The 24837-nt window shown below is 65.6% G+C and carries 34 protein-coding genes and 1 tRNA gene; 24 read left to right on the top strand and 11 right to left on the bottom strand.

The window, feature by feature from the left end:
* Window positions 1-143: 143 nt before the first annotated feature.
* Window positions 144-1457 carry a tRNA (N6-isopentenyl adenosine(37)-C2)-methylthiotransferase MiaB gene (gene miaB / locus AC0QC4_RS06980; RefSeq protein ID WP_483659010.1) on the bottom strand — a complete coding sequence of 438 codons (1314 nt, stop codon included), beginning with the start codon at window positions 1455-1457 and terminating at the stop codon, window positions 144-146.
* A 167-nt stretch (window positions 1458-1624) separates the two neighbouring features.
* Here miaB and AC0QC4_RS06975 point away from each other — a divergent pair, with 167 nt between their 5' ends.
* The 8 genes from AC0QC4_RS06975 (at window position 1625) to AC0QC4_RS06940 (ending at window position 7145) form a co-directional block, all read left to right on the top strand.
* Complete coding sequence (locus AC0QC4_RS06975) at window positions 1625-2209, top strand: NifU family protein (protein WP_483659009.1); 585 nt, start codon at window positions 1625-1627, stop codon at window positions 2207-2209.
* 30 nt (window positions 2210-2239) lie between these two features.
* Entirely contained in the window at window positions 2240-2833 is a 594-nt protein-coding gene (locus AC0QC4_RS06970; RefSeq protein WP_483659008.1) for a malonic semialdehyde reductase, read from the top strand.
* A 9-nt stretch (window positions 2834-2842) separates the two neighbouring features.
* On the top strand, window positions 2843-3439 hold the full coding sequence (gene tsaB, locus AC0QC4_RS06965) for a tRNA (adenosine(37)-N6)-threonylcarbamoyltransferase complex dimerization subunit type 1 TsaB (protein ID WP_483659007.1): 597 nt from the start codon (window positions 2843-2845) through the stop codon (window positions 3437-3439).
* Window positions 3436-3930, top strand: coding sequence for a GNAT family N-acetyltransferase (locus AC0QC4_RS06960; protein WP_483659006.1), 495 nt, complete (start codon window positions 3436-3438; stop codon window positions 3928-3930). Before tsaB ends, AC0QC4_RS06960 begins: the two co-directional genes overlap by 4 nt.
* A 138-nt stretch (window positions 3931-4068) precedes the next feature.
* Window positions 4069-4503 (top strand): Ros/MucR family transcriptional regulator, encoded by a 435-nt coding sequence (locus AC0QC4_RS06955; protein ID WP_483659005.1) that lies wholly within the window; start codon window positions 4069-4071, stop codon window positions 4501-4503.
* Window positions 4504-4649: 146 nt separating this feature from the next.
* Window positions 4650-5072, top strand: coding sequence for a Fur family transcriptional regulator (locus tag AC0QC4_RS06950; protein WP_483659004.1), 423 nt, complete (start codon window positions 4650-4652; stop codon window positions 5070-5072).
* 67 nt (window positions 5073-5139) lie between these two features.
* Window positions 5140-5874 carry a lysophospholipid acyltransferase family protein gene (locus tag AC0QC4_RS06945; RefSeq protein WP_483659003.1) on the top strand — a complete coding sequence of 245 codons (735 nt, stop codon included), beginning with the start codon at window positions 5140-5142 and terminating at the stop codon, window positions 5872-5874.
* Between the two features lie 110 nt (window positions 5875-5984).
* Complete coding sequence (locus AC0QC4_RS06940) at window positions 5985-7145, top strand: acyltransferase family protein (RefSeq protein ID WP_483659002.1); 1161 nt, start codon at window positions 5985-5987, stop codon at window positions 7143-7145.
* 3 nt (window positions 7146-7148) lie between these two features.
* On the opposite strand, the gene AC0QC4_RS06935 is transcribed toward AC0QC4_RS06940, so the two are convergent.
* The gene (locus tag AC0QC4_RS06935) at window positions 7149-7484 is read right to left on the bottom strand and encodes a 2Fe-2S iron-sulfur cluster-binding protein (RefSeq protein ID WP_483659001.1); all 336 of its coding nucleotides are present in this window, start codon (window positions 7482-7484) and stop codon (window positions 7149-7151) included.
* Entirely contained in the window at window positions 7481-8587 is a 1107-nt protein-coding gene (locus tag AC0QC4_RS06930; RefSeq protein ID WP_483659348.1) for a cysteine desulfurase family protein, read from the bottom strand. The genes AC0QC4_RS06935 and AC0QC4_RS06930 overlap by 4 nt, the downstream gene beginning before the upstream one ends.
* A 158-nt stretch (window positions 8588-8745) precedes the next feature.
* Here AC0QC4_RS06930 and AC0QC4_RS06925 point away from each other — a divergent pair, with 158 nt between their 5' ends.
* Window positions 8746-9402: an alpha/beta hydrolase gene (locus AC0QC4_RS06925; protein ID WP_483659000.1), complete on the top strand. Its 657-nt coding sequence runs from the start codon at window positions 8746-8748 to the stop codon at window positions 9400-9402.
* A 1-nt stretch (window position 9403) separates the two neighbouring features.
* On the opposite strand, the gene AC0QC4_RS06920 is transcribed toward AC0QC4_RS06925, so the two are convergent.
* The 3 genes from AC0QC4_RS06920 to AC0QC4_RS06910 form a co-directional block, all read right to left on the bottom strand.
* A complete protein-coding gene (locus AC0QC4_RS06920) occupies window positions 9404-9655 on the bottom strand; it encodes a hypothetical protein (protein WP_483658999.1) in 252 nt (83 codons plus the stop codon).
* The gene (locus AC0QC4_RS06915; RefSeq protein ID WP_483658998.1) at window positions 9652-9846 is read right to left on the bottom strand and encodes a hypothetical protein; all 195 of its coding nucleotides are present in this window, start codon (window positions 9844-9846) and stop codon (window positions 9652-9654) included. The genes AC0QC4_RS06920 and AC0QC4_RS06915 overlap by 4 nt, the downstream gene beginning before the upstream one ends.
* 134 nt (window positions 9847-9980) lie before the next feature.
* On the bottom strand, window positions 9981-10136 hold the full coding sequence (locus AC0QC4_RS06910; protein WP_483658997.1) for a hypothetical protein: 156 nt from the start codon (window positions 10134-10136) through the stop codon (window positions 9981-9983).
* A 40-nt stretch (window positions 10137-10176) separates the two neighbouring features.
* Here AC0QC4_RS06910 and rpiB point away from each other — a divergent pair, with 40 nt between their 5' ends.
* The 5 genes from rpiB to AC0QC4_RS06885 all read left to right on the top strand — a co-directional run bounded on the left by rpiB (window position 10177) and on the right by AC0QC4_RS06885 (window position 13509).
* A complete protein-coding gene (gene rpiB / locus AC0QC4_RS06905) occupies window positions 10177-10614 on the top strand; it encodes a ribose 5-phosphate isomerase B (RefSeq protein ID WP_483658996.1) in 438 nt (145 codons plus the stop codon).
* 17 nt (window positions 10615-10631) lie between these two features.
* The gene (glyA, locus tag AC0QC4_RS06900) at window positions 10632-11942 is read left to right on the top strand and encodes a serine hydroxymethyltransferase (protein WP_483658995.1); all 1311 of its coding nucleotides are present in this window, start codon (window positions 10632-10634) and stop codon (window positions 11940-11942) included.
* 78 nt (window positions 11943-12020) lie between these two features.
* Window positions 12021-12299 carry a hypothetical protein gene (locus tag AC0QC4_RS06895; RefSeq protein WP_483658994.1) on the top strand — a complete coding sequence of 93 codons (279 nt, stop codon included), beginning with the start codon at window positions 12021-12023 and terminating at the stop codon, window positions 12297-12299.
* The gene (nrdR, locus tag AC0QC4_RS06890; protein WP_483658993.1) at window positions 12296-12757 is read left to right on the top strand and encodes a transcriptional regulator NrdR; all 462 of its coding nucleotides are present in this window, start codon (window positions 12296-12298) and stop codon (window positions 12755-12757) included. The genes AC0QC4_RS06895 and nrdR overlap by 4 nt, the downstream gene beginning before the upstream one ends.
* The gene (locus tag AC0QC4_RS06885; protein ID WP_483658992.1) at window positions 12754-13509 is read left to right on the top strand and encodes an RNA methyltransferase; all 756 of its coding nucleotides are present in this window, start codon (window positions 12754-12756) and stop codon (window positions 13507-13509) included. Before nrdR ends, AC0QC4_RS06885 begins: the two co-directional genes overlap by 4 nt.
* A gap of 59 nt (window positions 13510-13568) precedes the next feature.
* Here the strand turns inward: AC0QC4_RS06885 and AC0QC4_RS06880 are convergent.
* Window positions 13569-13642, bottom strand: a tRNA-Gln gene (locus tag AC0QC4_RS06880).
* A gap of 145 nt (window positions 13643-13787) precedes the next feature.
* Between AC0QC4_RS06880 and AC0QC4_RS06875 the strand changes: the two genes are divergently transcribed.
* From AC0QC4_RS06875 to AC0QC4_RS06840, 8 genes are all read left to right on the top strand, one after another.
* A complete protein-coding gene (locus AC0QC4_RS06875; protein WP_483658991.1) occupies window positions 13788-15101 on the top strand; it encodes an FAD-dependent oxidoreductase in 1314 nt (437 codons plus the stop codon).
* 75 nt (window positions 15102-15176) lie between these two features.
* A complete protein-coding gene (locus AC0QC4_RS06870; protein WP_483658990.1) occupies window positions 15177-15506 on the top strand; it encodes a PilZ domain-containing protein in 330 nt (109 codons plus the stop codon).
* A gap of 44 nt (window positions 15507-15550) precedes the next feature.
* Entirely contained in the window at window positions 15551-15922 is a 372-nt protein-coding gene (crcB, locus tag AC0QC4_RS06865; protein WP_483658989.1) for a fluoride efflux transporter CrcB, read from the top strand.
* Window positions 15919-17073 carry an RluA family pseudouridine synthase gene (locus AC0QC4_RS06860; protein ID WP_483658988.1) on the top strand — a complete coding sequence of 385 codons (1155 nt, stop codon included), beginning with the start codon at window positions 15919-15921 and terminating at the stop codon, window positions 17071-17073. Before crcB ends, AC0QC4_RS06860 begins: the two co-directional genes overlap by 4 nt.
* Complete coding sequence (locus AC0QC4_RS06855) at window positions 17073-17675, top strand: FMN-binding negative transcriptional regulator (protein WP_483658987.1); 603 nt, start codon at window positions 17073-17075, stop codon at window positions 17673-17675. The genes AC0QC4_RS06860 and AC0QC4_RS06855 overlap by 1 nt, the downstream gene beginning before the upstream one ends.
* Window positions 17672-18352, top strand: coding sequence for an HAD-IA family hydrolase (locus AC0QC4_RS06850; protein ID WP_483658986.1), 681 nt, complete (start codon window positions 17672-17674; stop codon window positions 18350-18352). The genes AC0QC4_RS06855 and AC0QC4_RS06850 overlap by 4 nt, the downstream gene beginning before the upstream one ends.
* Window positions 18349-18576, top strand: coding sequence for a hypothetical protein (locus tag AC0QC4_RS06845; RefSeq protein ID WP_483658985.1), 228 nt, complete (start codon window positions 18349-18351; stop codon window positions 18574-18576). Before AC0QC4_RS06850 ends, AC0QC4_RS06845 begins: the two co-directional genes overlap by 4 nt.
* 105 nt (window positions 18577-18681) lie before the next feature.
* Window positions 18682-19377: an ATP12 family chaperone protein gene (locus tag AC0QC4_RS06840; protein WP_483658984.1), complete on the top strand. Its 696-nt coding sequence runs from the start codon at window positions 18682-18684 to the stop codon at window positions 19375-19377.
* 188 nt (window positions 19378-19565) lie between these two features.
* Here AC0QC4_RS06840 and AC0QC4_RS06835 read toward each other — a convergent pair whose 3' ends face one another.
* Window positions 19566-20372 carry a crotonase/enoyl-CoA hydratase family protein gene (locus AC0QC4_RS06835; RefSeq protein WP_483658983.1) on the bottom strand — a complete coding sequence of 269 codons (807 nt, stop codon included), beginning with the start codon at window positions 20370-20372 and terminating at the stop codon, window positions 19566-19568.
* Between the two features lie 118 nt (window positions 20373-20490).
* Entirely contained in the window at window positions 20491-22017 is a 1527-nt protein-coding gene (locus tag AC0QC4_RS06830; RefSeq protein ID WP_483658982.1) for an acyl-CoA synthetase, read from the bottom strand.
* 93 nt (window positions 22018-22110) lie between these two features.
* On the opposite strand from AC0QC4_RS06830, the gene AC0QC4_RS06825 reads away from it, so the two are divergent.
* Together AC0QC4_RS06825 and AC0QC4_RS06820 are read left to right on the top strand one after the other, a co-directional pair.
* Window positions 22111-22596: a PaaI family thioesterase gene (locus AC0QC4_RS06825; RefSeq protein ID WP_483658981.1), complete on the top strand. Its 486-nt coding sequence runs from the start codon at window positions 22111-22113 to the stop codon at window positions 22594-22596.
* Complete coding sequence (locus AC0QC4_RS06820) at window positions 22593-22994, top strand: PaaI family thioesterase (RefSeq protein ID WP_483658980.1); 402 nt, start codon at window positions 22593-22595, stop codon at window positions 22992-22994. Before AC0QC4_RS06825 ends, AC0QC4_RS06820 begins: the two co-directional genes overlap by 4 nt.
* A gap of 14 nt (window positions 22995-23008) precedes the next feature.
* On the opposite strand, the gene AC0QC4_RS06815 is transcribed toward AC0QC4_RS06820, so the two are convergent.
* Both AC0QC4_RS06815 and AC0QC4_RS06810 read right to left on the bottom strand, forming a co-directional pair.
* The gene (locus AC0QC4_RS06815) at window positions 23009-23986 is read right to left on the bottom strand and encodes a CorA family divalent cation transporter (protein ID WP_483658979.1); all 978 of its coding nucleotides are present in this window, start codon (window positions 23984-23986) and stop codon (window positions 23009-23011) included.
* Window positions 23983-24756 (bottom strand): precorrin-2 dehydrogenase/sirohydrochlorin ferrochelatase family protein, encoded by a 774-nt coding sequence (locus AC0QC4_RS06810; RefSeq protein ID WP_483658978.1) that lies wholly within the window; start codon window positions 24754-24756, stop codon window positions 23983-23985. The genes AC0QC4_RS06815 and AC0QC4_RS06810 overlap by 4 nt, the downstream gene beginning before the upstream one ends.
* Window positions 24757-24837: the final 81 nt, after the last annotated feature.

Raw genomic sequence — 24837 nt, 5'->3', positions numbered from 1 at the left:
GAATCGGTGCCTATGCGCGAGGGAATGTGGCAGCTAAACCGGCTTGTGGGCAACGGGTTTCGTAATGCTCAGCTTGGTGACGCAATCGCGCAGGGTTGCGCGGGCATTGATTGGCCTTGCCCGACCGGAGAAGATGGCAGCGCCTAAACCAGCGCGCCCTTCAGGCTGACCGGGCCCGCATCGACAAGATCGACCGTCACCACATCCCCGATGGCGGCATCGCCGATCACATGCACGGACTGCAGCCATGGCGATTTGCCCAGAAGCTGGCCCGGCAACTTGCCGTCGCGTTCCAGCAGCACGGCACATCGCCGGCCGACGCTCGCCCGATTGAAGGCAAGCTGGTCACGGGCCAAGGCTGACTGAAGCCGTTGCAGGCGTTCATCCATGACGTCGGCCGCAATCTGGTCGTCCATGGTTGCAGCAGGGGTGCCGGGCCGCGGGGAATATTTGAAACTGAATGCCTGCGCATAGCCGACCGCATCGACCAGGCTCAGCGTATCGGCGAATTCCGCCTCGCCCTCACCCGGAAAGCCGACGATGAAATCGCCGGACAAGGCGATGTCCGGCCGCACGGCGCGGACGCGGTCGAGCAAGCGCAGATAGGATTCGCGGCTGTGGCTGCGGTTCATGGCCTTGAGGACGCGATCATTGCCCGCCTGCACCGGCAGGTGCAGGAACGGCATCAGCTTCTCGACATCGCCATGTGCCGCAATCAGCCCGTCGGTCATGTCATTGGGGTGGCTGGTGGTGTAGCGGATGCGCGCCAACCCCGGCAACCCGTCGAGCGCGCGGATCAGCCCATCGAGCCCGACCGCCCTGCCCTTGCCGTCCTCGCCGGTCCACGCGTTCACATTCTGGCCCAGCAGGGTGATTTCCTTGGCGCCTGCGTCGATCAACGCGCGCGCTTCATCCATGATCGCGGCAAACGGGCGGCTGACCTCGGCGCCGCGGGTGTAAGGGACCACGCAATAGGTGCAGAATTGGTCGCACCCTTCTTGCACTGTAAGGAATGCAGACGGTGCGACCTTGCGCCGCGTCGGCAGCACGTCGAATTTCGACATGACCGGCATGTCGGTATCCAGCGCCAACCGCCCGCCTTGAGCGGCCCGCACCAGCTCCGGCAACCGATGGTAGGCCTGCGGACCGACCACGACATCCACTTTGGCGCGCCGCGCAATTTCCGCGCCCTCGGCCTGGGCAACGCAGCCGGCAACGGCGATCATCGGCTGGGTGCCGTCGTCACGCTTGCGCAATCGCCCCACGTCCGAATAGACTTTTTCCGTCGCCTTTTCGCGGATGTGACAGGTGTTGAGGATCACCAGATCGGCGTCATCGGCACGGTCGGTGGCCACCATGCCTTCGCCCGCCATCAGCTCGGCCATGCGCTCCCCGTCATAGACGTTCATCTGGCAGCCGAAGGATTTGACATGGTAGGTTCTGGGCGCGGAAGTCATGCGCGCGCCTTTAAGTGCTAATCTCGGGAAATGCACGTCCGGGGACGCGTGGCCGTCTGGATCCCGCGTGCTGGACTGACACAAGGCCGGGCACCTGTACGCACGGCGCTCGTTTCGCTTTGCAATCATCGCTTGCAAGCAATGGCCGTGCGCCCCACATGCGCGGCATGCTCATCGAAACCGAACTGACTCCCAATCCCGCGACCCGCAAATTCCTGCCCGGCCGCATTGTCATGGCCAGCGGCAGCCGCGACTTTGCATCGCCTGAAGCGGCCATAGCCTCCCCGTTGGCCGAAGCCCTGTTCGCGCTCGGCGACGTCACCGGCGTCCATTTCGGACGGGATTTCATCGCGGTAACCGCGGCGCCGGGTGCCGAGTGGATGATGCTGCAGGCCGATGTTGCCGCGATCCTGCTCGACCACTTCACCGCGGACATGCCCTTGCTGCGCGAGCCGAGTGCAGCGGGAATCGCCGTGCCGCCCGAAGGGCCAGACGTCGACGAGCTGCCGGTCGATCCGGCCGATGCCGACATCGTCGACCAGATCAAGGATCTTATCGAGACGCGCATTCGCCCGGCCGTTGCCAACGATGGCGGGGACATCCGCTTTCGCGGGTTCGACAAGGGCAATGTCTATCTGGTGATGCAGGGCGCCTGCGCCGGCTGCCCGTCGTCGTCAGCCACGCTCAAGCACGGCATCGAATCGCTGCTCAAGCATTATGTGCCCGAAGTGACGGCGGTTCACGCCGTCTGACCCCGTCGATCCATCAGCCTGGAGACCCCCATGAGCCAGCCGCTTGCTGCCGAAGCGCTCGATCAACTGTTCCGCACCGCGCGTACCTATAACGGCTACACCGATCGGCCGGTTTCGACCGACCAGCTCCACGCCATATGGGAGCTGATGAAGATGGGGCCGACTTCCGCCAACTGCCTGCCGGCCCGGTTGGTCTGGTGCACCAGCGATGCGGCGAAAGAAAAGCTGGCCAATTGCGCCATGCCTGCCAATGGTGACAAGATCCGCAAAGCGCCGGTCAGCGTCGTCATCGGCATGGATCTCGAATTCTACGAGTCGCTGCCAGAGCTGTTCCCGCACACCGACGCGCGAAGCTGGTTCGTTGGCAATGATGCGCTGATCGAGAGCACGGCCTTTCGGAACTCCAGCCTGCAAGGCGCCTACTTCATCCTGGCAGCCCGCGCACTCGGACTCGATACCGGCCCTATGTCCGGGTTCAATCCCGACGCCGTCAACGCCGCCTTCTTCGCCGACACGCCAAGCGTGAAAGCGAACTTCATTTCGACGCTGGGCTATGGTGATCCGGCGAGCATCTTCGACCGCTCGCCGCGCCCCGACTTCGACCGGTTCAACCGCATCGACTGATCCTGGCACTTGCGAACGTTAGTCATCGATACGTCGTCGACCATTTTGACGATCGCTTTGTTCGAGGGCGTGGAATTAATCGCCTTCGATCATCGTGACGTCGGCCGCGGCCACGCCGAACACCTCATTCCTGCTATCGCCGCGCTGCCTGACGGGGGCATGGCAGACCGTGTGCTGGTCGGATGCGGGCCGGGGAGCTTTACCGGGATCCGCATAGGCATAGCAGCAGCGCGCGCCCTGGCATTTGCCTGGCAGGCAGAGCTGATTGGCTTCGACAGCCTTGCCTTGCTCGCCGTGCAGGCGTGTCGCCTCGCAGGCAACGATGACCTGGCCGTGGTCGTCGATGGCGGGCATGGCGAGTGGTTCGTGTGGCATGGCCCGCTCACCGCCCGCTCGCTCACCCCTGAAGACGCCGCAGCAGCAACATCAGCGGCGCATGTTGCCGGCGTCCGCGCCACTGAACTGGTCGCACGACGCGGGTTCGGTCTGGCGATCGCCTCCGAAGTCGATGCGCGCGACGCCATGGACCTTCCCTCGGCGGCGCTGCTCGATACCGCGACACCGCTGTACGGTCGCGCGCCCGATGCAAAAATAGCTGTTTCATGAAAAACGAAGCGCTCATTACAGTCCAACTGGCAGGTGCGGAAAGTCTGCCGCGGATCGAACAGATTATCGCCGCTGCTTTCGATCCGCGTTACGGCGAGGCGTGGACCAAGGCGCAGTGCCTTTCGGTGCTGGCATTGCCGGGCTACGCGATCACCACGGCATCGTTGTCCGCCGACGAGGGCGGGGAGCCCGCTTTGGCCGGTTTTTCAATCCAACGAACAGTCGGTGACGAAAGCGAACTCTTGTTGCTTGGGGTAGACCCGTTACGGCAAAGAAAAGGAATTGCGTCGTGCTTGATCTCGCACTGGTTAGAGAGGGCACGGGCACACGGCGTCGAGCGCGCCTTTCTTGAAATGCGCAGCGACAATCCGGCGCGTACAGTTTACGAAAGATTTGCCTTTACGGATGTTGCAATTCGCAAAGCCTACTATCGTGGAGGGGACGGCATCTTACGCGACGCTGTGACGATGGAATGTCCATTGCGGCGCTGAGCCTACTGACACTGACCGTGCAAATATTGTCTTGCGACTTGCGGTCGTGAAGCGTAATGCCGCCCCAGGTCGGTCCATGGCAACTTTACTTTTGTCGCGCTGACCATGTTCGAAACATCATCTCGGGAAACCCAAGCTATGGCAGAAATCAACGAATCGCAGGAATTTCTTGCGACGCTGACGGCCGACATCGTGTCCGCGCATGTCAGCAACAACAGCGTATCGGCCGGCGAATTGCCGGCTCTCATCTCGAGCGTCTATTCGTCGCTGGCCGGGCTTGGCGGAGCCCCTGTGCAGGTCGAAGAGAAGCTCGTCCCGGCGGTATCTGTTCGCTCGTCGATCAAGCCCGATTACATCGTGTGTCTCGAAGACGGCAAGAAGCTGAAAATGCTCAAGCGCCACCTGATGACGCATTATGGCATGACACCCGATGATTATCGCACCAAGTGGGGTCTCCCGGCAGACTATCCGATGGTTGCCCCCAACTATGCCGAGCAGCGCCGCAGTCTGGCGAAGCAGATCGGTCTTGGCACCAAGGGCCGTGGCGGCGGCCGCAAGCCAGGCAAGCGCTGAGCGCGACATTTGCCTCTAGTAAAGGCATCAGAGCCCCGGGCTGTCCGCCCGGGGCTTTTTTGTCTGCCCGTGCAAAATTGTGCAACCTTGCTCCCCTGTGGCCCACCCCTTATACCGGCCCAAGGCCCTTCATTTCATGGACACGCATGCCGCAGAAAATCGATATCGAGGCGCTATGCGCTGAAAAGGGACTTCGGATTACCGAGCAGCGGCGCGTGATTGCGCGGGTCATCGGGGAGTCCGACGATCACCCCGACGTCGAGACGCTGCATAGCCGTGCAGCAGCGATCGACAGCGGCATTTCCATCGCCACCGTATACCGCACCGTCCGCTTGTTCGAAGAAGCCGGAATCCTCGACCGGCATGATTTCGGCGACGGGCGCTCCCGGTACGAAGCCGCTCCCGAAGCGCATCACGATCATCTCATCGACGTCGAGACCGGCAAGGTCATCGAATTCGTGGATCCGGAGCTCGAAGCCCTGCAGAAGCAGATTGCCGAGCGGCTCGGCTTCCGTCTCGTCGATCATCGCATGGAACTCTACGGTGTCGCCATCGGCCGCAAGGACTGACGCCGCGCAGGGTGCACCGGTGCAGTTGAGCATCGGCGGCTGGCTGCGCCTCATTGCACGCGTCCTGATGTTGGCGCTGCTCCTGCTGATCTGCGTCCCGCTCCATTATCTGTGGACAATGCTGCGGATCGGCTCGCCCTGGCCTAAGCTCTTCCTCGGCAACGCCGCTCGTGCCTGCGGCGCGCGGGTGACCGTTGTCGGCACACCCTTGCACCGCGACGTCTTCTTCATCGCCAACCATATCAGCTGGATCGACATTCTGGCGATGGGCGGCGCTAGTGGAACCGCCTTCGTCGCCAAGGCCGAACTCGCCGACGCGCCCTTGGTCGGCTGGCTGTGCAGCCTGAACCGCACGGTCTTCGTCAAGCGTGAGGACAAGCTGAATGTGGCCGAACAGATCAACCAGTTGCGCGATGCGCTGGCGGACAATTGGTCGGTAACGGTCTTCCCGGAAGGCACGACGACCGACGGCCAATCCTTGCTGCCATTCAAGACCTCGATGCTGAAAGTGCTGGAGCCGCCGCCACCGGGCGTATTGGTCCAGCCGGTCCATCTCGACTATGGGGCGGTCGCCGAGGACATCGGCTGGGTCGGCGTCGAAAGTGGCGCCAACAATGCCTTGCGCATCTTGTCACGCCCAGGAAGTTTCCGCCTGGTGATGACCTTCCTCGAACCCTTCAGCCCTGCCGACTTCCCTGGCCGCAAGCTGATCGCGGCGGAGAGCCGCCGGCGCATCGAAGAGCGGCTGATCGAGGCGCTGGGCAAGCCATTGCGCCCCTTCACCCTGCATACGGCGCCCTGACCCGACCGGATTTTCGTTGCGCGTCATATATTTGCCGTTGTCCATACTGATCTTACACCATACACTCGCGCTCGACGGGCGCTCGGGGCCCGTCGTCTCGGGAACACATTGTGCCGCGAAATCATTTCGTGGCGCTCGACAGCTGGCGTGGCATTTGCGCCCTGATGGTGGCGGCCGGTCACCTCAAGACGTCGGGCGTCTATTCGTCGCTGATGATCGCGACCACGAGCTACCGATTCGTCGACTTTTTCTTTGTCCTGTCCGGCTTCGTCATCGCGCACGCTGCCCGCGACTCGATCGCGGCCGATGGGCGGCGAGGCTGGGGCTTTCTGGTCCGCCGGATCGGTCGCCTGTGGCCATTGCATCTCGTCCTGCTGATCGGCTTCATCGGCTATCAGGCGGCTTTGGCAGCAGCCAATGCCGCCGGAATCGATACGGGGCAGCCGGCGTTTGCCGGATCCGCCGACCTGCGATGGCTGCCAGCCAATATCCTGCTGATACAGGCGTGGGGATTCGTTCCGCTGGCAACTTGGAACATCCCGGCGTGGAGCATCAGCGCCGAACTGGCCGCCTATGCGCTGTTTGCAGCCTGCTTCGGCATCGCCGGGCGGCGCGGCTGGATGCTCCTGCTTGCCGCAGGTGTTGCAGCCGCGATCGTGCTGCTGATCGCCGGCGCCGATGGCATGAAGGCGACGCATGACATCGCTTTGGCCCGCTGTTTCGCCGGTTTCGTCACCGGTGTCTTCATCCATGCGCTCTGGACCGAGGTTCCGGACCTCACCGTGCCTTTTGCCACCGCCCTCGAAGCGGCAATGCTTGTCCTTGTCCTGATCGCTGTCAGCTACCTGCCCGCCGATTACGGGATACTGGTCATACCCCTGTTCGCCGCGACCGTGCTGCTGTTCGCCTATGAGGCCGGCGGCGTGTCGCGCCTGCTGCGACGGGGTATCGGGCAACGGCTGGGGGAGCTGTCCTATTCGATCTACATGGTGCACGCCCTGCTGGCGGTGTGCCTTCTGTCCGCTGTAGCGCTCGCGCCCAAATTCGGTGTCGAGGGCATTGGGCTGGGCCCAGTCGCGCATGATGCCACAGGCATCGTGACCTATCCGGGTCTGTCGGACGCGATCCTCATCCTGTTCCTGCTGGTCGTCATCGGCTGTTCCATGCTCAGCTACCGCTGGATCGAAAAGCCCTGGCGCGAGCGCGGAAAGCGGGTCGCCCAACGCCTCGATGCGCGATTGACGGGGATCGCTACCAAGGCTGCGCGCTGAACCTCACAGCCCCTGCATGTCGCGGCTTTCGGGCGGGATGGTGACGGTTATGCCGTCGGGCAGCTCGCCAAGGCTGATCTGGCAGGCGAGGCGGCTGGTGCGGCAAGCGCCGGCCGCAAGATCGAGCATGTCCTCCTCCGCCTCGCTGGCGCAGGGCAGACGGGCAAAATCGGCGGGATCGACGATGACATGGCAGGTGGAACAGGCCATCTGGCCCTCGCACGTTCCCTCGAGCGGCATGCCGGCCGCCTGGGCGACCGCGAGCAGCGTTTGCTGCGCCTCACCCGAGGCGTCGGTGCGGCCCTTGCCGTCGGCGTGAATGAAGGTCACTCGGATCATGGGTCTATCCCCTGCAAGGCCAGCGCTTCATTGAGCATGGCGAGGCCGCTGCGCAAGTCGGCCTCCGTTGTGTAGCGCCCCCAGCCGAGCCGCAGCGAACTGCGGGCCTCGGCTTCGCCGATCTGCATCGCCCGCAGCACATGGCTGGTGCGGCCCGACCCGCTGCCGCAGGCGCTGCCGAGACTGAAAGCGAGCTGGCGGGCATCCGACAGAAGCCGGGTGGCGTTGACGCCTTCCCGGCGGATGTTGAGGTTGCCGCGGTAGCGTTGCGCGGTAGAACCGTTGACGGTCCAGCCGGGCAGAGCGTCCATCGCCAAGGCCCACAGCCGGCCGACATGCGCGGCGTCGGCATCCATCCGCTCTGCAGCGAGCCTGGCGGCGGCGCCGAAGCCGGCAACCAGCGCCGGTGAGACCGTGCCCGAGCGCAGACCCATTTCCTGTCCGCCTCCGAGCAGGAGCGGCGGCAGATCGATGCCGTCGCGGATCCACAGCGCGCCGATGCCCTTGGGCCCGTGAATCTTGTGCGCGGTGATGGCGATCATGTCGGCGTTCGAGGGGATGGCGATGCGGCCGTAACCTTGCACCGCGTCGCACAGCAGCAGGCTGCCACGGGCATGCGCGGCTTCGGCCCATTGCTCGACCGGCTGGATGGTGCCGACCTCATTGTTGACCAGCATGAGGGCGACGATGCCGTTTTCCGGGATCGCTGCCGGATCGGGCGCACCGACCAGCCCGTTTTCATCGACGGGGATGGTGGCTGCGCCCAAGGTATCGAGGCATTGCAGCGCCGCGGCATGTTCTATCGCCGAACCGGCGATGCCGCCTGGCTTGATCCGTGCGCCGCAGAACAGCGCCCAGTTGAGCGCTTCGGTCGCGCCACTGGTGAAATAGACTTGGCCGCCGGTGGGGAGCAGCGCGGCGACAGCGTCACGGGCCATTTCCACCGCCACCGAAGCGGCGCGGCCGGCGCGATACTGGCTCGAGGGGTTGGCGAAACCGGCCTCCGAACCAATGGCGCTGTCCGGACCGCCCAGCCAAGGCAGCATCGCGTCCCTTGCCTCGGGTGCGAGGGGGGTGGTGGCTTGATAGTCGAGGTAGATCACGGGGTGGGGAACTTCCTCATCATCGCGCATATCGCACTTCGCAGCGCCATTGTTGCGAGTGATTCGCAAAAGTTGCGGAATGCAACCCAAGCCTATATAGGCCCTGCCCTTGCCTCGCCACCCCGCGAGTCCCTCATCTGTTTTGAAAGCGCCTCGCCATGCCCGACGTCATCTTCCCCGGACCCGAAGGTCGCCTCGAGGGCCGCTTCTCCCCGCCGCCGCGCCCGCGTGCGCCGGTCGCGCTGATCCTGCATCCGCACCCGCAGGGCGGAGGCACGATGAACGACCGCATCACCCAGGCGCTCTACAAGACCTTCGTCCGCCGCGGCTTTGCAACGCTGCGCTTCAATTTCCGCGGCGTCGGCCGCAGCCAGGGCGTGTTCGACAATGGCATCGGCGAGCTAAGCGATGCCGCATCCGCCCTCGACTGGGTGCAGAGCATCCATCCCGAGGCGCAGACCACCTGGGTCGCGGGGTTCAGCTTCGGTGCGTGGATCGGCATGCAGTTGCTGATGCGCCGCCCGGAAATCCGCGGCTTCATCTCGGTCGCGCCGCCAGCCAACATGTATGACTTCACCTTCCTGGCGCCCTGCCCCTCGTCCGGCATCATCGTCAACGGCACCGGCGACGAGATCGTCACCTCTGCGTCGGTTGTGAAGCTTGTGGAAAAGCTGCGCACGCAAAAGGGCATCACCATCCATCACGACGAGATTCCCAAGGCCAACCACTTCTTCGAGCATGAGCTAGAGCAGTTGATGAAGTCGGTGGACAACTATCTCGACATGCGGCTGTCGCCCAATTCACCGATCCGGTGAGCTAACTCCGAATGTACGCAACGGTCTCGCACACAGCAAACGCTGGCTGCGAGACCGAGGTGGACCAGTCGCTTTTGAAATCCGGCAGCTTACTCAATTTGAGAAGCATGTCGGACCACTCAGGCATTTCTTCATGGAAGTGCAGGGTTTGTTGCCGGCATTCAACACGACAGCAGATCAGGTCGGTCGTGAGCTCATCGCGCTTGTAGAAAGTGACCCTATCGACCTTATCCAAGTCGATTCCGAGGATCATTGTCTCGCCACCTCTGCCGGCGTCCGCCCATCCGCCAGCGGCACGACCAGCAGTGCGACATTGGCGAACATCACCAGCGCGGCGATGACCATCAGCAGCGCCTTTTTGCGGTCGCCGCGGCGGGCGAGGACTATGGCTCCGCCGATCAGGCCGAGGCCGGCGAGCATCAGTGTGGAGAGGATGAAGTTCATTGTGACCGCTTACCCATTTGTGTTCCCCCGCGAAAGCGGGGGTCCATCACCGGAAGTCGCGGTTTGTGCGAACGGCGGTTCTGTCGTTTGAGGGCCGGTGATGGGGCTCTGCCTGCGCAGGGGCGCACATTGGCTCAGCCGGCGAAGTGGGCCAACAGGGCTATCGCCAGCGGGACGGTGGCGTTGCCTAGGGTCTTGAGGGCGAAGATCAGCATGGTCCGGCCTTCGCACCGTGCGGTAAACAAAAGGTTACCAGCCCCGCCGTCAAACTTGCTGGCATTTGCGGCCATCCTCCCCTAAGGGGCGGGCGCAAGGAGACCTGCCGCCACCATGCGTATCGCCATAGCTTCCGACCATGCAGCGCTTGCCCTGAAAGCCGCGCTGGTCGAGTGGCTGCGCGAGGATGGGCATGCGGTCGACGATCTGGGGCCGCATGACGAGACCAGCGTCGATTATCCTGATTATGGCTATAAGCTGGCTGCCGCGGTCGCTTCCGGCGACGCGGAGCGCGGCGTGGCGCTGTGCGGATCGGGCATCGGCATTTCCATCGCGGTCAACCGCAATCCCGCCTGCCGCTGCGCACTGGTGTCCGAGCCGCTGTCCGCCGCACTCGCCCGCGAGCATAATGACGCGAACGTCGTCGCCATCGGTGCCCGCCTGACCGGCATCGACATGGCCAAGGCCTGCGTAACTGCGTTTCTTTCCACCGGTTTTGCCGGCGGCCGCCATGAACGGCGCGTCGGCAAGCTGTCTTCCCCCGCCTGTTGACCCTCCCGGAGCCAGTGATGACCACCGACACCCTCGAAAAGCGCCCCGCGATCCGCTCCGCCGGTTTCTTCAGCGATGGCGTTGCCGCCGTCGATACCGCCGTCGCCGAGGCGATGGCGGCCGAGCTGGACCGCGAGCAGTATCAGATCGAGCTGATCGCCTCCGAAAACATCGTCTCCAAGGCCGTGCTCGAGGCGCAGGGATCGGTGTTCACGAACAAATATGCCGAAGGCTATCCCGGCCGCCGCTATTATCAGGGCTGCGCGCCGTCCGACACCGTGGAAAGGCTGGCGATCGAGCGGGCCAAGGCGCTGTTCGGCTGCGGCTTTGCCAATGTCCAGCCGCATTCGGGCGCGCAGGCCAATGGCGCGGTGATGCTGGCGCTGACCAAGCCGGGCGCGACCATCTTGGGCATGAGCCTCGACGCCGGCGGGCACCTCACCCACGGCGCGGCACCGGCGATGTCGGGCAAATGGTTCAATGCCGTGCAATATGGCGTGCGGCGTGATGACCATCTCATCGACTATGACCAGGTCGAGGCGCTGGCTCGCGAGCACAAGCCGCAACTGATCATTGCCGGTGGCTCGGCTTACCCGCGCATCATCGATTTCGCCCGCTTCCGTGCGATTGCCGACGACGTCGGCGCGCTGTTCATGGTCGATATGGCGCATTTCGCCGGGCTGGTGGCAGCGGGTGTCCACCCCTCCCCCTTCCCCCACGCGCATATCGCTACGACGACCACGCACAAGACGCTGCGCGGCCCGCGCGGCGGCATGATCCTGACCAACGACGAGGCGCTGGCCAAGCGGATCAATTCGGCGGTGTTCCCCGGATTGCAGGGCGGCCCGCTTATGCATGTCATCGCTGCGAAGGCGGTGGCGTTCGGCGAGGCGCTGCGGCCGGAATTCAAGGATTATTCGAAGGCGGTGATCGCCAATGCGCAGGCGCTGGCAGCGCGGCTGAAGGCGCGCGGCGCGGAGATCGTCTCGGGCGGAACCGACACGCATCTGGCGCTCATTGACCTGACCCCGCTCGGCGTCACCGGCCGCGATGCGGATGAGGCACTGGAACGGGCCGGCATCACCTGCAACAAGAATGGCATCCCCTTCGATCCGCTGCCGCCGGTCAAGACCAGCGGCATCCGCGTCGGTTCTCCGGCGGGGACGACGCGCGGGTTCGGCATCGCCGAGTTCGAGGCTATCGGCGACATGGTGGCCGATGTGCTCGATGCCCTGTCCGCCAAGGGCGAGCATGGCGACCCGGCGGTTGAAGCCGATGTAAGGGCGCGGGTTCGGGCGCTGTGCGAGCGGTTTCCGATCTACCCCTAGTAATTCGTGCTCACTGTGCTATATCAGTAACACGGCAAGGGATTCGGAGCTCGTCAGATGGCAAAGGAACATAAGGCAATGGCACATAATCAGGATTCGGAATTCCGCGAAGAAGGCACCAGCCCGAGCGGCGACAAGAGCGTGATCGACAAGCTGGTCGAGACCGCCGATTGGGCGATCGACGAAACCGCCCGCATCGGCAAGGCTGCGCTCGAGCCCGAAAACCGCAGCAAGGTGGTGGCCGGCGCCGCTATCGGCGCGGTCGCCTCAATTGCCGTACCGATCGTCGGCCCGGTGCTCGGCGCGCTGATGGGTGCAGGCTATGTCGCCAATCGCGAGGACAAAAAGACCGGATGAAGTGCCCGAGCTGCGGACACGAAGACAGCCAGGTCAAGGATAGCCGCCCCGCCGAAGACGGGGCGGCTATTCGTCGTCGGCGCCAGTGCGAAAATTGCGGCGCGCGCTTCACGACATTCGAACGCATCCAGCTGCGCGAGGTGACGGTGGTCAAATCGGGCGGGCTCAGGGAGCCGTTCGACCGGGACAAGCTGCTGCGATCGGTGACAATCGCCTGTCGCAAGCGCCCCATCGACCCGGCGCGCATCGACCGGCTGGTGTCCGCCATCCAGCGCGATCTGGAGACGCAGGGCGACGCCGAAGTGGCCACTGGCGAGATCGGCGCCCGGGTGATGACCGCGCTGAAATCGCTCGACAGCGTCGCCTACATTCGTTTCGCCAGCGTATACAAGGACTTCGCCGAAGCCCGCGACTTTGCGGAATTCGCCGCCAGCGTCCGAGAGGTTGGCGGCGAGTGAACAGTCTGACGGCGGCAGTCACCGCCCCGCTCCCTGCGCCACCCCCGGCAATAGTCCTGGTTCGCCCGCAGCTGGGCGAGAATATCGGCAAGTCGGCGCGGGCCATGCTCAACTTCGGCCTGACCGACCTGCGCCTGGTCGCCCCGCGCGATGGCTGGCCCAACCCCGACGCCGGGCCGGCCGCATCCGGCGCGGACGTGGTGCTGGCCAACGCCCGCGTGTTCGACACGCTGGCCGAGGCGGTGGCCGATTGCGCGCAGATTTTTGCGACCACGGTGCGCCGGCGCGATCTCATCAAGCCGGTGCTCGACCCTGAGGCCGCGGCAACGGCGATCCACGCCGAGGCCGGCAAGTCGGCGCTGGTGTTCGGCCCCGAGCGATCCGGGCTCGATTCGGACGATGTGGCGCTGGCCCGCGCCATATTGACCATTCCGATCAACCCCGACTTCGGCTCGCTCAACCTTGCCCAGGCGGTGATCATCGCCGCCTACGAATGGTCGAAAGGGCGTGCCCTTGCGCAACCACCGCTCGCCGATCTCGACCCGCCTGCGCCGCAGGCGGACCTGGAGGGGCTGGTGAATGCGACCAACGCGATGCTCGAGCGGATCGACTATTTCCGCCCCGCCAGCCGCAAGACGGTGACCCTGCGCAACATCCGCACGCTGCTGACCAAGCCGGGCTGGAGCGCCAAGGAAGTGCAGATGATGCGCGGCATCCTGTCAGGCATCGAAAAGGGCCCTCGGCGGGGCTGAGGTCTGGCGCAACCGCGCCTGACACGTCCGCGCCGAACCATCTACAAATGATGTGGAAGTGGATGCCCCGCGAGGATTCGAACCTCGATAGACGGAATCAGAATCCGTAGTCTTACCTTTAGACGACGGGGCAATGAGGCGGCGCAATTAGGGCGGGTGCCGGGGCAAGTCAAGCCGATGCGGGACCATAACTTGCGTCGGCGCGGCGGGACGCTAGCATGGCCGGCAAGGCTGCACGGCGCACCCCGCTTCAGACGGCCGCGCGGAAGGAGAATGCCATGCGCCACGTCGCCATCGTCGGATCAGGACCTGCCGGCTATTACACTGCCGAGGCGCTGACCAAGCTGCTGGAAGGCCGCGTCAGAATCGACATCATCGACCGGTTGCCCGTGCCATTCGGCCTGATCCGCACCGGTGTCGCGCCGGACCACCAGTCGATAAAGGCGGTGTCGCGCCGCTATGAGGCGGTGGCGCTGCGCGACGATGTCCGCTTCGTCGGCAACATGACGGTCGGCGTCGATGTGTCCATCGAGGAACTGATGCAGCTTTACGACGCGGTGGTGCTGGCAACCGGCGCGCCCAACGACCGACCGCTCGACATTCCCGGCGCCGACCTGCCCGGCGTGGTCGGCAGCGCCGCCTTTGTCGGCTGGTACAATGGCCATCCCGACCATGCCGATCTCGACCCCCGGCTGGACACGACCGCCGCAGCGATCATCGGCAACGGCAATGTCGCGCTCGATGTCGCACGCATCCTCGCCAAGACGCCGGAGGAATTCGCCGGGTCGGACATCGTCGGCCATGCCTATCACGCCCTGCCCGACAGCAGCATCCGCACCATCACCCTGCTCGGCCGCCGCGGACCGCACCAGATTGCGATGACCCCCAAGGAGCTGGGCGAGCTGGCGCATCTGGCGCGCGCCGCGCCGAGGGTCGACCCGCTCGACCTGCCGCCGATCGAGGAGGATGCGCTGCTGGAGCCTGGGATGCGCAAGTCGGTTGGCCACCTGCGCGACTTTGCCGCCAACCCGGTGGCACGGCCGCAGACCATCGAGTTCGATTTCTATGCGATGCCGGTCGCAATCGAAGGCGATGGCCGGGCCGAACGGGTGATCGTCGAACGCACGGTGCTGGACGAGCAGTTGCGGTCGGTCGGCACCGGGGAACGTTACGCCATCCCTGCCGGACTGATCGTCGCCTGCATCGGGTACCAGACGCCGTCGATCCCCGGCGTGCCTTATGAGCATGGGCGCGGCCGTTTTGCCAATGCCGACGGCCTGATCCTGCCCGGGCTCTACTGCGTCGGCTGGGCGCGGCGCGGCCCGTCCGGCACCATCGGCACCAACAAGCCCGATGGCGTCAGGATCGCCGAGCGCATTGTCGCAGACACCGGCGGGAGCGATGCGGCCGGGTCGAACCGGCGCGGGCGCAGCGGGCTCGACGAGCTGATCGCGGCACGCGGGCTCGACATCGCGACTTTTCGTGACTGGCAACAGATCGATGCTGCCGAAATCGCGGCCGCACGTGCCGATGCGCCGCGCGAGAAGCTGGTCCGGATAGATGCGATGCTGGCGGCAAAATCGCCGGGCTGAGAGTCGCGATTTGTTAAATATTGCGGTGTACCGCATCACGTAAGTCAGGAGCTTCTGGATACACGCAATCCCGTGATGAATGAGCGCATCTCGCCCTTCGCATCGCCCGCCGACCGGCGGATCGCGATGCGTGCGCCGGTGGCGATCGATGCCGATCTGCGCAAGCCGGGACGCACCGCCTTCAAGGTGCTGGTCCGCGATCTTTCCCGCACCGGGTGCCGCGCCGAAACGCTGACCAAGACCCACGAAGGTGATCGCGTCTGGCTGAACCTGCCGGGCTTTGCCCCGATCGAGGGCATCATCCGCTGGTCCAACAGCCGCGGGTTCGGTCTCGAATGGGCCGCGCCGATCCATTCGTCGGTGTTCGACCACATCCGCCAGCGCTACCCTGACATGTTCCGCTGACACGGCGGCTGGCGCCGCGCCGGCCTTCGCGCTAGGGCGCACCCATGTCTGATACATTTCTGGTCATGGCCGGCGGAGCCGCCGGGGCCGCCCTGCGCTTTCACGTCGGGCGGTGGGTGAGCGCCGTTTCTTCCGGCGACTGGCCGATGGCGACCCTGATCGTCAACCTCGCAGGCGGGCTCGCCATGGGCGTGCTGACCGGTCTACTGGCCCGCAAGGGGCTGGGCGAAGGCTGGCGACTGCTGTTCGGGGTGGGCCTGCTGGGCGGGTTCACCACATTCTCGGCGTTCAGCCTGGAGATGATGACGATGGTCGAGGCCGGTCGCTGGGCGGCGGCGGGCGGCTATGCCCTGCTGTCGGTTGCCGGATCGGTGGCGATGCTGGCGCTGGGCCTCACCATGGTGCGCGCGCTGTGAGCGATACCTTGCCCCCCGCCCCGCCGGCACCGCGTATCCGCACGCCGCAGGAGGAATATCGCGTCAAGGCCGACGACGACGGCATCCGGCTCGACCGCTGGTTCAAGCGCCATCGGCCGGATGTGCCACACGCGCTGCTGGCGCGCTGGACCCGTACTGGCCTGGTCAGGCTGGAAGGCGCCAAGACCGACCCGGCCGAGCGCATTGCCAAGGGGCAGCGGCTGCTGGTTCCGGTGGCAGATGCCGCGCCGACCGGCCCGCGCGTTCGGGTGCGGCGGGAGCTGTCCGCGGAGGACCAGGCCTTTGCCGAAAGCCTGGTGCTGTATCGCGACGACAGCGCGATCGTGCTGAACAAGCCGCCCGGTCTCGCGACGCAGGGCGGCACCAAGACCGAAGCGCATGTCGACGGGCTGCTCGATGCCTTCTACGACGAGCTAGCGGGCCGGCCCAAGCTGGTCCACCGGCTCGACAAGGATACGTCGGGCGTGCTGCTGGTGGCGCGCACCGCTGGCACCGCAGCCAAATTCTCGCGCAGTTTTTCAGGCCGCTCGGCCAAGAAGACCTATTGGGCGATCATCGCCGGGGTGCCTTCGATCGAGAGCGGCCAGATCGACCTGCCGCTGGCCAAGCAGCCCGGCAGCGGCGGCGAAAAGATGCATGTCGACGAGGAAAACGGGCAGCCGTCACGCACCCGCTATCGCGTCATCGAACGCGCGGGCAATGCGGCGGCGTTTGTCGAGCTGCAGCCGCTGACCGGCCGCACCCACCAGTTGCGTGTGCATATGGCGGCGATCGGCCATCCGATTGTCGGCGACGGCAAATATGGTGGCAAGCTGGCGTTCCTGACCGGCAGCATCAGCCGCAAGATGCATTTGCACGCGCGGCGGCTGAAGATCGACAGTCCCGGCGGCGGGCATATCGATGTGACCGCGCCGCTGCCCGACCATTTTGCCGAAAGCCTGGCTTCGCTGGGATTCGACGAGGCGGCGGGCGACGCGTTGGCGCTGGTTCCCGATGCACCGCCGCCCCCCGGACGCGAGGAGAAGAAGGCGCAGGCCAAGGCGCACGCCAAGCAGATCCGCAAGGAACGGCGCGGCGAACGGCGCGGCCGGGGCGATGCGCCGTCAGGCCGGCGCCGGAGCAAGCGCTGATGCACCCCAATCCGGCGTTCCGCTGGCAGGATCGTGACGCCATCCGGGCGTTCGTCAGCGAAATCGGCTTCGGCACATTGTTCGCTGCGACGCCCGACGGGCCGCGGGCGGTGCATGTGCCGGCAATCATCGACGATGAGCGCCTGCGCCTGCACCTTGCCAACGGCAATGCCCTGACCCGCCATCTCGACGGCCTGACCGCGCTGTTCGTGGTCAACGGGCCCGACGCCTATGTCAGCCCTGACTGGTATGACATGGGGCCGAATCAGGTACCGACGTGGAATTATGTCGCGGTGGAGCTGGAAGGCGTGGTCATCCGCACCGACCGGGCGGCGCTGATGCAGCAGGTCGATGACCTGAGCGCCGCGCATGAGCAGCGGTTGCTGCCCAAGACGCCGTGGACAAGGGCCAAGGCCGACCCGGCGCTGATCGGGCGGATGCTCGATTCGATCACCGGCTTCGAGATGCGCATCCAGGCGTGGCGGGGGACGATGAAGCTGGGCCAGAACAAGCCGGCGGACGCACGGCAGAAGGCTGCGGATGCACTGGAGGTGAGCGGACGGCGGGCAATCGCCCATCTGATGCGCGAGGCGTCGCGATGAACCGCCCTCGCCTCGCCCTGTTCGACTGCGATGGCACGCTGGCCGACAGCCAGCATGACATTGTCGCGGCGATGACCGTGGCCTTCGTCCGCTGCGGGCTGACGCCGCCGCCAGCGCAGGACGTCCGCACCAGCATCGGCCTCAGCGTGACGCAGGCCGTGATGCAGCTTGCGCCCCAGCTCGACGACGACGCGCTGGAACAGTTGGGCGACGCCTATCGCGATGCCTATTTCGAGCATCGCAGCCAGAGCGGCACGGCGCCCGAACCGCTGTACGAAGGCATCGTCGGTGCGCTCGACAGGTTGCAGGTCGACGGCTGGCTGCTTGGCGTTGCCACCGGCAAATCGCAGCGCGGGCTGGTGCGGCTGTTGACGGCGCATGGCATCATCGACCGTTTCGTCACCTTGCAGACCGCCGACACCCACCCGTCCAAGCCGCATCCGTCGATGTGCCTTGCCGCCATCGCGCAAGCGGGTGTGCTGGCCGGGGATACGGTGGTGATCGGCGATACCGGTTTCGACATGATGATGGCGGCGCAGGCAGGGTCCCACGCGCTTGGCGTGGCGTGGGGCTATCATCCCGTCGCCGAATTGCAGCGCGCCGGAGCGGCGGCGATTGCCGACACGCCTGCGGCGCTGCCCGAGATGCTCAATGCCCTGATGGAGATTGCCCGATGAGCGACGCCGATCCCGCGCGCAGCCGCTATATGGTCCTGATGGCGATGCGCGGCATTGCCACCCTGATGATCGTGGCGGGGGTCGTGCTGGCCTTTGGCGATCGCCAGTGGCTGGAGCCGGAAACGCAGCGCATGCTGGGTTATGGGCTGCTGCTGGTCGGCTTTTTCGACCTGCTGGTGGTTGTGCCGATGATGCTGCGCCGGTGGAAATCGCCGACGGAATGATCTTCCACGTCATTGAGAGCGACGGGCAATCCGAAGACGTGCAGCATTGCCCTGGCTTGCTTCGCTACGCTGGCAATCACGATCTCCGGTCCAAACAGGTTCATGATGAAACGCTTCTATACCGCCGCCTCCACCACGCCTGTTGAAGCCGGTTACGCCATCCTGCTGGACGGTCGCGCCATCAAAACGCCCAAGCGCGCGCCGCTGGTGGTGCCGAGCGCGGCGCTGGCCGAAGCCATCGCCGCCGAATGGGCTGCGCAGGGCGAGGAGATCCGCCCGGACAGCATGCCGCTGACCGGCATAGCCAACGCCGCCATCGATCTGGTCGCGCCCGACGTGACGGCGTTCGTCGCGCCGCTCGCAGCTTATGCGGACAGCGACCTGTTGTGCTACCGTGCGCCGGAGGCACCGCTGAGCGCGCATGAGGCCGCGCTGTGGAACCCGATCCTGGCATGGGCAGAACAGCGCCATGCTGTCGAGTTCGTGCTGGTCACCGGCATCATGCACCAGCGGCAAGCGGATGCGACCATTGCTGCCTTGCGTGATGCAATGACCGCTTTCGACCCCTTCCGTATCGCCGCGCTCTCTCCGCTGATCACCATCGGCGGCAGCCTGGTGGCCGCGCTGGCGCTGGCAGAGGGTGCGTTCGACCGCGACACGCTGTGGGCCGCGGTCAATTGCGACGAGCTATGGCAGGAGCAGCAATGGGGGGCCGACGCCGATGCGGTGGCGGCACGCGCCGCCAAGCAGCGCGAGTGGGACGCAGCGGCACGGTTTCTGGCGTTGCTGGGCGGGCGGTAGTTTGCGGGCAGTCCACGTCGGGCTGCAGTCGATAGGCATCGGCTCCGCTGCCCTGAGCTAGTCGCTGCCGAAGGCGATGCGCAGGATGAACGGCGCCTCTCGCAGAACTCCGCTCCTACAAGCTAAGCACTGCGATCCTTGGACCGGTTGGTGCACTGTCCGTGAACTACTGCAGCGCGCTCCCGCCCTCAATCCACGAACAGCGGCGCGCGCTTTTCGAACACCGCCTTGACCGCCTCGACCTGATTGGGCGAGCGGATGATCGCCTGCTGCTCGACGCTTTCAGCCATCAGCAATGCATCGCCGCTCTCTTCCGGCATGGCGTTGGCAAGGCGCTTCATTGCCCGGATCGCGTGGGGATTCTTGCCGGCGATGGTGCGGGCCAGCGCCAGCGCGTCTTCCAGCGGAGTCGCACTCAGCTGCGTGACAAAGCCATAACCCGTCGCTGCCTCTGCCGTGAATTCCTGCGCCGTATAGGACAGCAGGCGCAACACATCGTCGCGTGCTATGCCGCGCCATAGCGCGAGCCCGGCCATGTCGGGCACCAGGCCCCACTTCATCTCCATGATCGCCATTCGCGTCGCCGGTTCGGCAATGCGGATGTCCGCGCCGGACATGAGCTGGAAGCCCCCGCCCAGAGCAACCCCATGAACCGCGGCGATGACCGGTACCGGCAGCGTGCGCCATCCCCAACAAACGTGCTGCGGCAGGTTGGCCGGACCTTCGAACCGGTCGGTCAGCTTCGCCCCCGGATTGCTGCCGCCGGCTGCCATCGATGCCATATCGAGACCGGCGCAAAAGGCGCGCCCCTCGCCCGACAGGACGACGGCGCGAAGGCCAGGGGTGCAACCAAGCTCGGCGATCGCCGCGGCGATACCGGCAAACATATGCGGATCGAGCGCGTTCATCTTGTCTGCGCGGGTCAATCGAACATCGGCAACCCCGCCATCCATCGTGATGCTGACACGGCCCTCGCTGTCGGTCCAGTTGGTCACAGGTGCTTCCTTTCCAAATCCCCCTCCCGCTTGCGGGAGGGGTTAGGGGTGGGGCGAGCGAAGCGAACGAGCAGCGCTCGCGCCCACCCCCGGCCCCTCCCGCAAGCGGGAGGGGAGATTATGCCTCAGCGTTCGCTTTCGCCCAATATTCGTCACGCAACAGCCGCTTGTAGAGCTTGCCGGTCGGATGCCGCGGCAACTCATCGCGGAAATCGATGCGGCGCGGTGTCTTCACGCCCGACAGCGCGGTGCGGCAGTAAGCGGTCAGCTCCGCTGCCAGCGCGTCTCCGGCGTCGGCCATGTCCGCGGGCTGGACAATGGCGATCACCTCCTCGCCCATCTCGGCATGCGGGCCGCCGATCACCGCGACATCGGCCACCTTGGGGTGCCCGACCAGATGATTCTCGATCTCCTGCGGATAGATGTTCACGCCGCCGGAGATGATCATGAAGCTCTTGCGGTCGGTAAGGAACAGGAAGCCTTCCTCGTCCACCCAGCCGATATCGCCCAGAGTCGACCAGCCATGCTTGTTGCGCGCGTCGGCCGTTTTCTGCGGGTCATTGTGATACTGGAAGTCGTTGCCGCCTTCGAAATAGACGCCGCCCTCGGTGCGCGCCGGCACCTCGTTGCCCTCTTCGTCGCAGATGTGGAGGATGCCGTGGATGGCGCGGCCGACGGTGCCGGGACGGGCCAGCCACTGGTCGGGCGTGGCCCAGGTCAGGCCATTGCCTTCCGAGCCTGCATAATATTCGTGGATCACCGGCCCCCACCAGTCAAGCATCGCCTGTTTGACCGGGACCGGGCACGGCGCGGCAGCGTGGATGGCCAGCTTCAGCGAGGACGTGTCGTATTTCGCGCGCACCTCGTCCGGCAGTTTGAGCATGCGGATGAAGTGGGTGGGCACGAACTGGCCGCAGGTAACCTTGAACCGGTCGATCGCCGCGAGGCAGGCCTCGGCATCGAAATGCGGCATCAGCACCACCGTCGCGCCCAGCCGCTGGGCAGTCATTGACCAGCGCAGGGGCGCGGCATGATACATCGGTGCCGGGGTGAGGTAGATGCTTTCGGCACCGATGCCGAACATGCCCGCGATCGCCGTCAGCGTGTTCGGCGCGTCGATCGCCTCATCCTCTGGCAGCGCGGGCTTGATGCCCTTGGGCCGGCCGGTGGTGCCCGATGAATAGAGCATGTCGGCGCCGGCCCGTTCATCGGCAATCGGCGTTTCCGGTTGCGCCGCCAGCGCCTCGTCGAGGCTGTCGAAGCCGGGAATCGCGCCGCCGAAGACATAGCGCGTGCCATCGAATGCGACCTGCGATGCAGCAGCCGCCAACGACCCGCTGGCGACAAAGATGCGCGCGCCGGAATCGGCGAGGATATAATCGACCTCCGCCTTGGTCAGCCGGGTCGAGATACAGACATAATAGAGGCCCGCCCGCTGCGCGCCCCACGCCAGCGAGAAATAATCGGGAGAATTTTCCAGCATCAGGGCGATGACATCGCCCGCCTGAAGCCCGGCCTCGCGCAGCAGATTGGCGAAGCGGTTGGAGGCACGATCAAGATCACCGAAGGTAAGCGTGCGGCCGCTCTCGCTGTCGATCACCGCGGGGTGATCGGGCCTTGTCTGGGCAAGGGTCTTGGGGTGCATCGATTCTCTCTCCACTCGGCTTTGCGCTCTGGTTCGAGAAAGTGAAGCGGATTGACGTTTACGTCAACTGCACACTCGGCCTATGGTAGCGTCATGAGCGATACCAGCGATTTCGTTTTCGACCCTGCGCGCATGTTCCGCGCGATGGAGCGCTACGGCCATAGCGCTGCGATGGGGTTCAAGTTCGGCTCAAACGGGAACGACTGGGCCGAAATCCTGATGCCATGGCGCGAAGATCTGGTCGGCGATCCGTCGACACAGACGCTGGCCAATGGCGCGGTGATCGCGCTGATGGACATGTGCGGCGGCATGTGCGTGTGGGTGAAGCTGGGCCATTTCCGTCCGCAGGCGACGTTGGACCTCAGGATCGACTATCTGCGCGCAGCCAGGCCGCAGGCGACGCTGACCGGGCACGCGCAATGCTATCGCGTCGCGCGCGATGTGGCCTTCGTGCGGGGTTTTGCCCATGACGGCGATCCGGCCGACCCGGTGGCGAACATGGCCGCGACATTCATGTTCACCGGGGCACCGATGGCGCCGCGCGGATCCAGCACCAATCCGGTGGGGAGCGGCGCATGACCACCACCCTGCCCCCTTATGCCGGCTTCCTTGGCATCACGCTCGAACCTGGCGCACCCGATGCCTCGCCGGTGCTGCGCATGGAATTTGCGGATGCGCTTGCCGGGCGGCCCGGCAATCTCCATGGCGGCGCCATCGCCGGGCTGCTCGACATGGCGGCACACGCCGCGCTGACGCACGAGCTTGCCCAAGCGGGCAAAGCGCCCCGCTTCAAGCCGATCGGCATCACCATCGATTATGTGCGCGGCGGCAAGCACAAGCCGACCTTTGCGCGCGGGCGCGTGACCAAGGTCGGCAGCCGGGTGGCGACGGTGGTGGTCGAGGCGTGGCAGGACGACGACCGGCGGCAGATCGCGCAGGCGCGGCTGCACATGCTGCTGGCGAAAGAGGGCGGATAAGCTGGTGGGCTTGCTTATCTCTCGCTCCAGCGGCGCCATGCGAACCAGCCCGATATTGCTGCCGCGACGATCAGGCAGAAGCCGGTGACGCCCCAGAAGGCCCAATGCTCCTTGGCGAAGGGGATTCCTTCCACATTCATCCCCAGGAGACCGGTGATGAAGGTCAGGGGCAGGAAGATGAGCGCGACGATGGCGATCTGCAGCGAGCGGCGGTCGATCCGCTCGGAGCGCAGATCGGTGAGTTCCTCATGCAGCACCGCCGCGCGTTCACGGACCGACTCAAGCTCCTCGCCCATGCGCGCGAAGCGGTCGGCCGCCTCGCGCAGCGCCTCGCGCTCGCTGGTGTCGAGCCACGCCAAGGGGAGCGCGGCCATGCGTTCGAGCGCCTGACGCTGCGGCACCACGAACCGCCGATAGCTGATCGCCTGGGTACGGATGCGGGTGACGCGGCGCCGCTCGCTGTAGGGCGTGAAGCGGTCGAGGCTGCATTCGATGTCGTCGACATCGTCGCCGATGCCGGCGATGGTCTCGTCGAGCTGCTCGGCAGCCGCGACGGCGAGCGCGATGATGACATCGCCGGGATCGTGCAACTGGCCTTCCATGAACCGCGCCTCCACCGGCGCGATGATGGTGGTGGGCCGGAAACAGACCGACAGGAGCAGGCCCTTTTCAGCCCAGATACGCACCGACGAGAGGATGTCGCCATCGCCGCTTTCGAAATCGTCGAGCCGCGGCCCGCGCAGGTTGACGAGCACGCCGGTCTCGAACGCCTCGCAGCGCGGCCGCGTCTCCATCGCGGTCAGCGCCCGCTCGACCGCGTCGGGCAGGCGCGAAGGCAGCTCGTCGAGCGCCATCTCGCTGCGCTCTTCCGCCTGCAGATGGATCCAGACGAAACTGCCTGGCGCATCGCCCGCCATCGCCATGGTTTCAGCAATCGACTTGTGATCGAGGTCGGTGGCCGCCCCGTCTTTCCACAACATGCCGCGAATCATGGCGCCATCTCCAGCCAGAGCGCGAGGCCGGTCGCCGGTGGCGGTGGCGGCTCCGCAGCCACATGGCGCTCGGCATCGGCCCTGGCGCGCGCGAGGATGCTGTCGGGCACGTCGCCGCGATGCCAGAGCGTGTCCGCCCGGCCGAGCAGGCGGGCCGCGCGCAAGGTAAGATCGTCAGGATCCGCGCTGGCGAGGCGGATGCTCTGCAACGCGCCGCCCGTCGCTTGCCGGACATCGCCATCGAGCCAGCGATGCACGGCGTCTGGCGTCACATCCGCCAGCGGATCGAGTGCGCCCCCTTCGGACAGCGCGGCATCGATGGCGCGGCGACGGTCACCGCCATCGGGCCATCGGGCCCTGAGCGTCGCTCTGGCACCGGCCAGTGCCGCAGCGGTTGCGCCGAGCCGCTCCGGCAACAGCGCCTCGAGACGCTGCCGCAGCGCCTTGGCGAGGCCAGCCGACGCACCGCCGGTGCCGATGGCGAGCATCACCGGATCGCGGTCGACGATCGCCGGGGTGGTGAAATCGCACAGCTCGGGCCGGTCGACGACATTGACCAGAAGGCCGCGCGCCTTGAGCCGCGCCGCAGCGGCATCGGCCGCGTTGCCTTCAAGCGCGACGACGGCGATCGCTGCGTCTGCCTGCTCGTCGTCCGTCAGCACCGCCCCCGCCCGCTCGAGCAACCGTCGCTTGGCCGCCGCTGCCTCGCCCTCCCCCAGCAGGATCACCGGGCGACCTGAGAGGCGGAGGAAGAGCGGGAGGCTATGCAAGGCGCGGTTCTCCCCCAAGTGGGTAGAGGGACCATCCGCAGGATGGTGGAAGGGCATGGGCAGCGTTGCGCGTGGTCACGG

The organism is Sphingomonas sp. jy18 (genome assembly GCF_056931895.1).
Note: the sequence above shows the minus strand (reverse complement) of the source record. Positions and strands in the feature narration are given on the sequence as shown.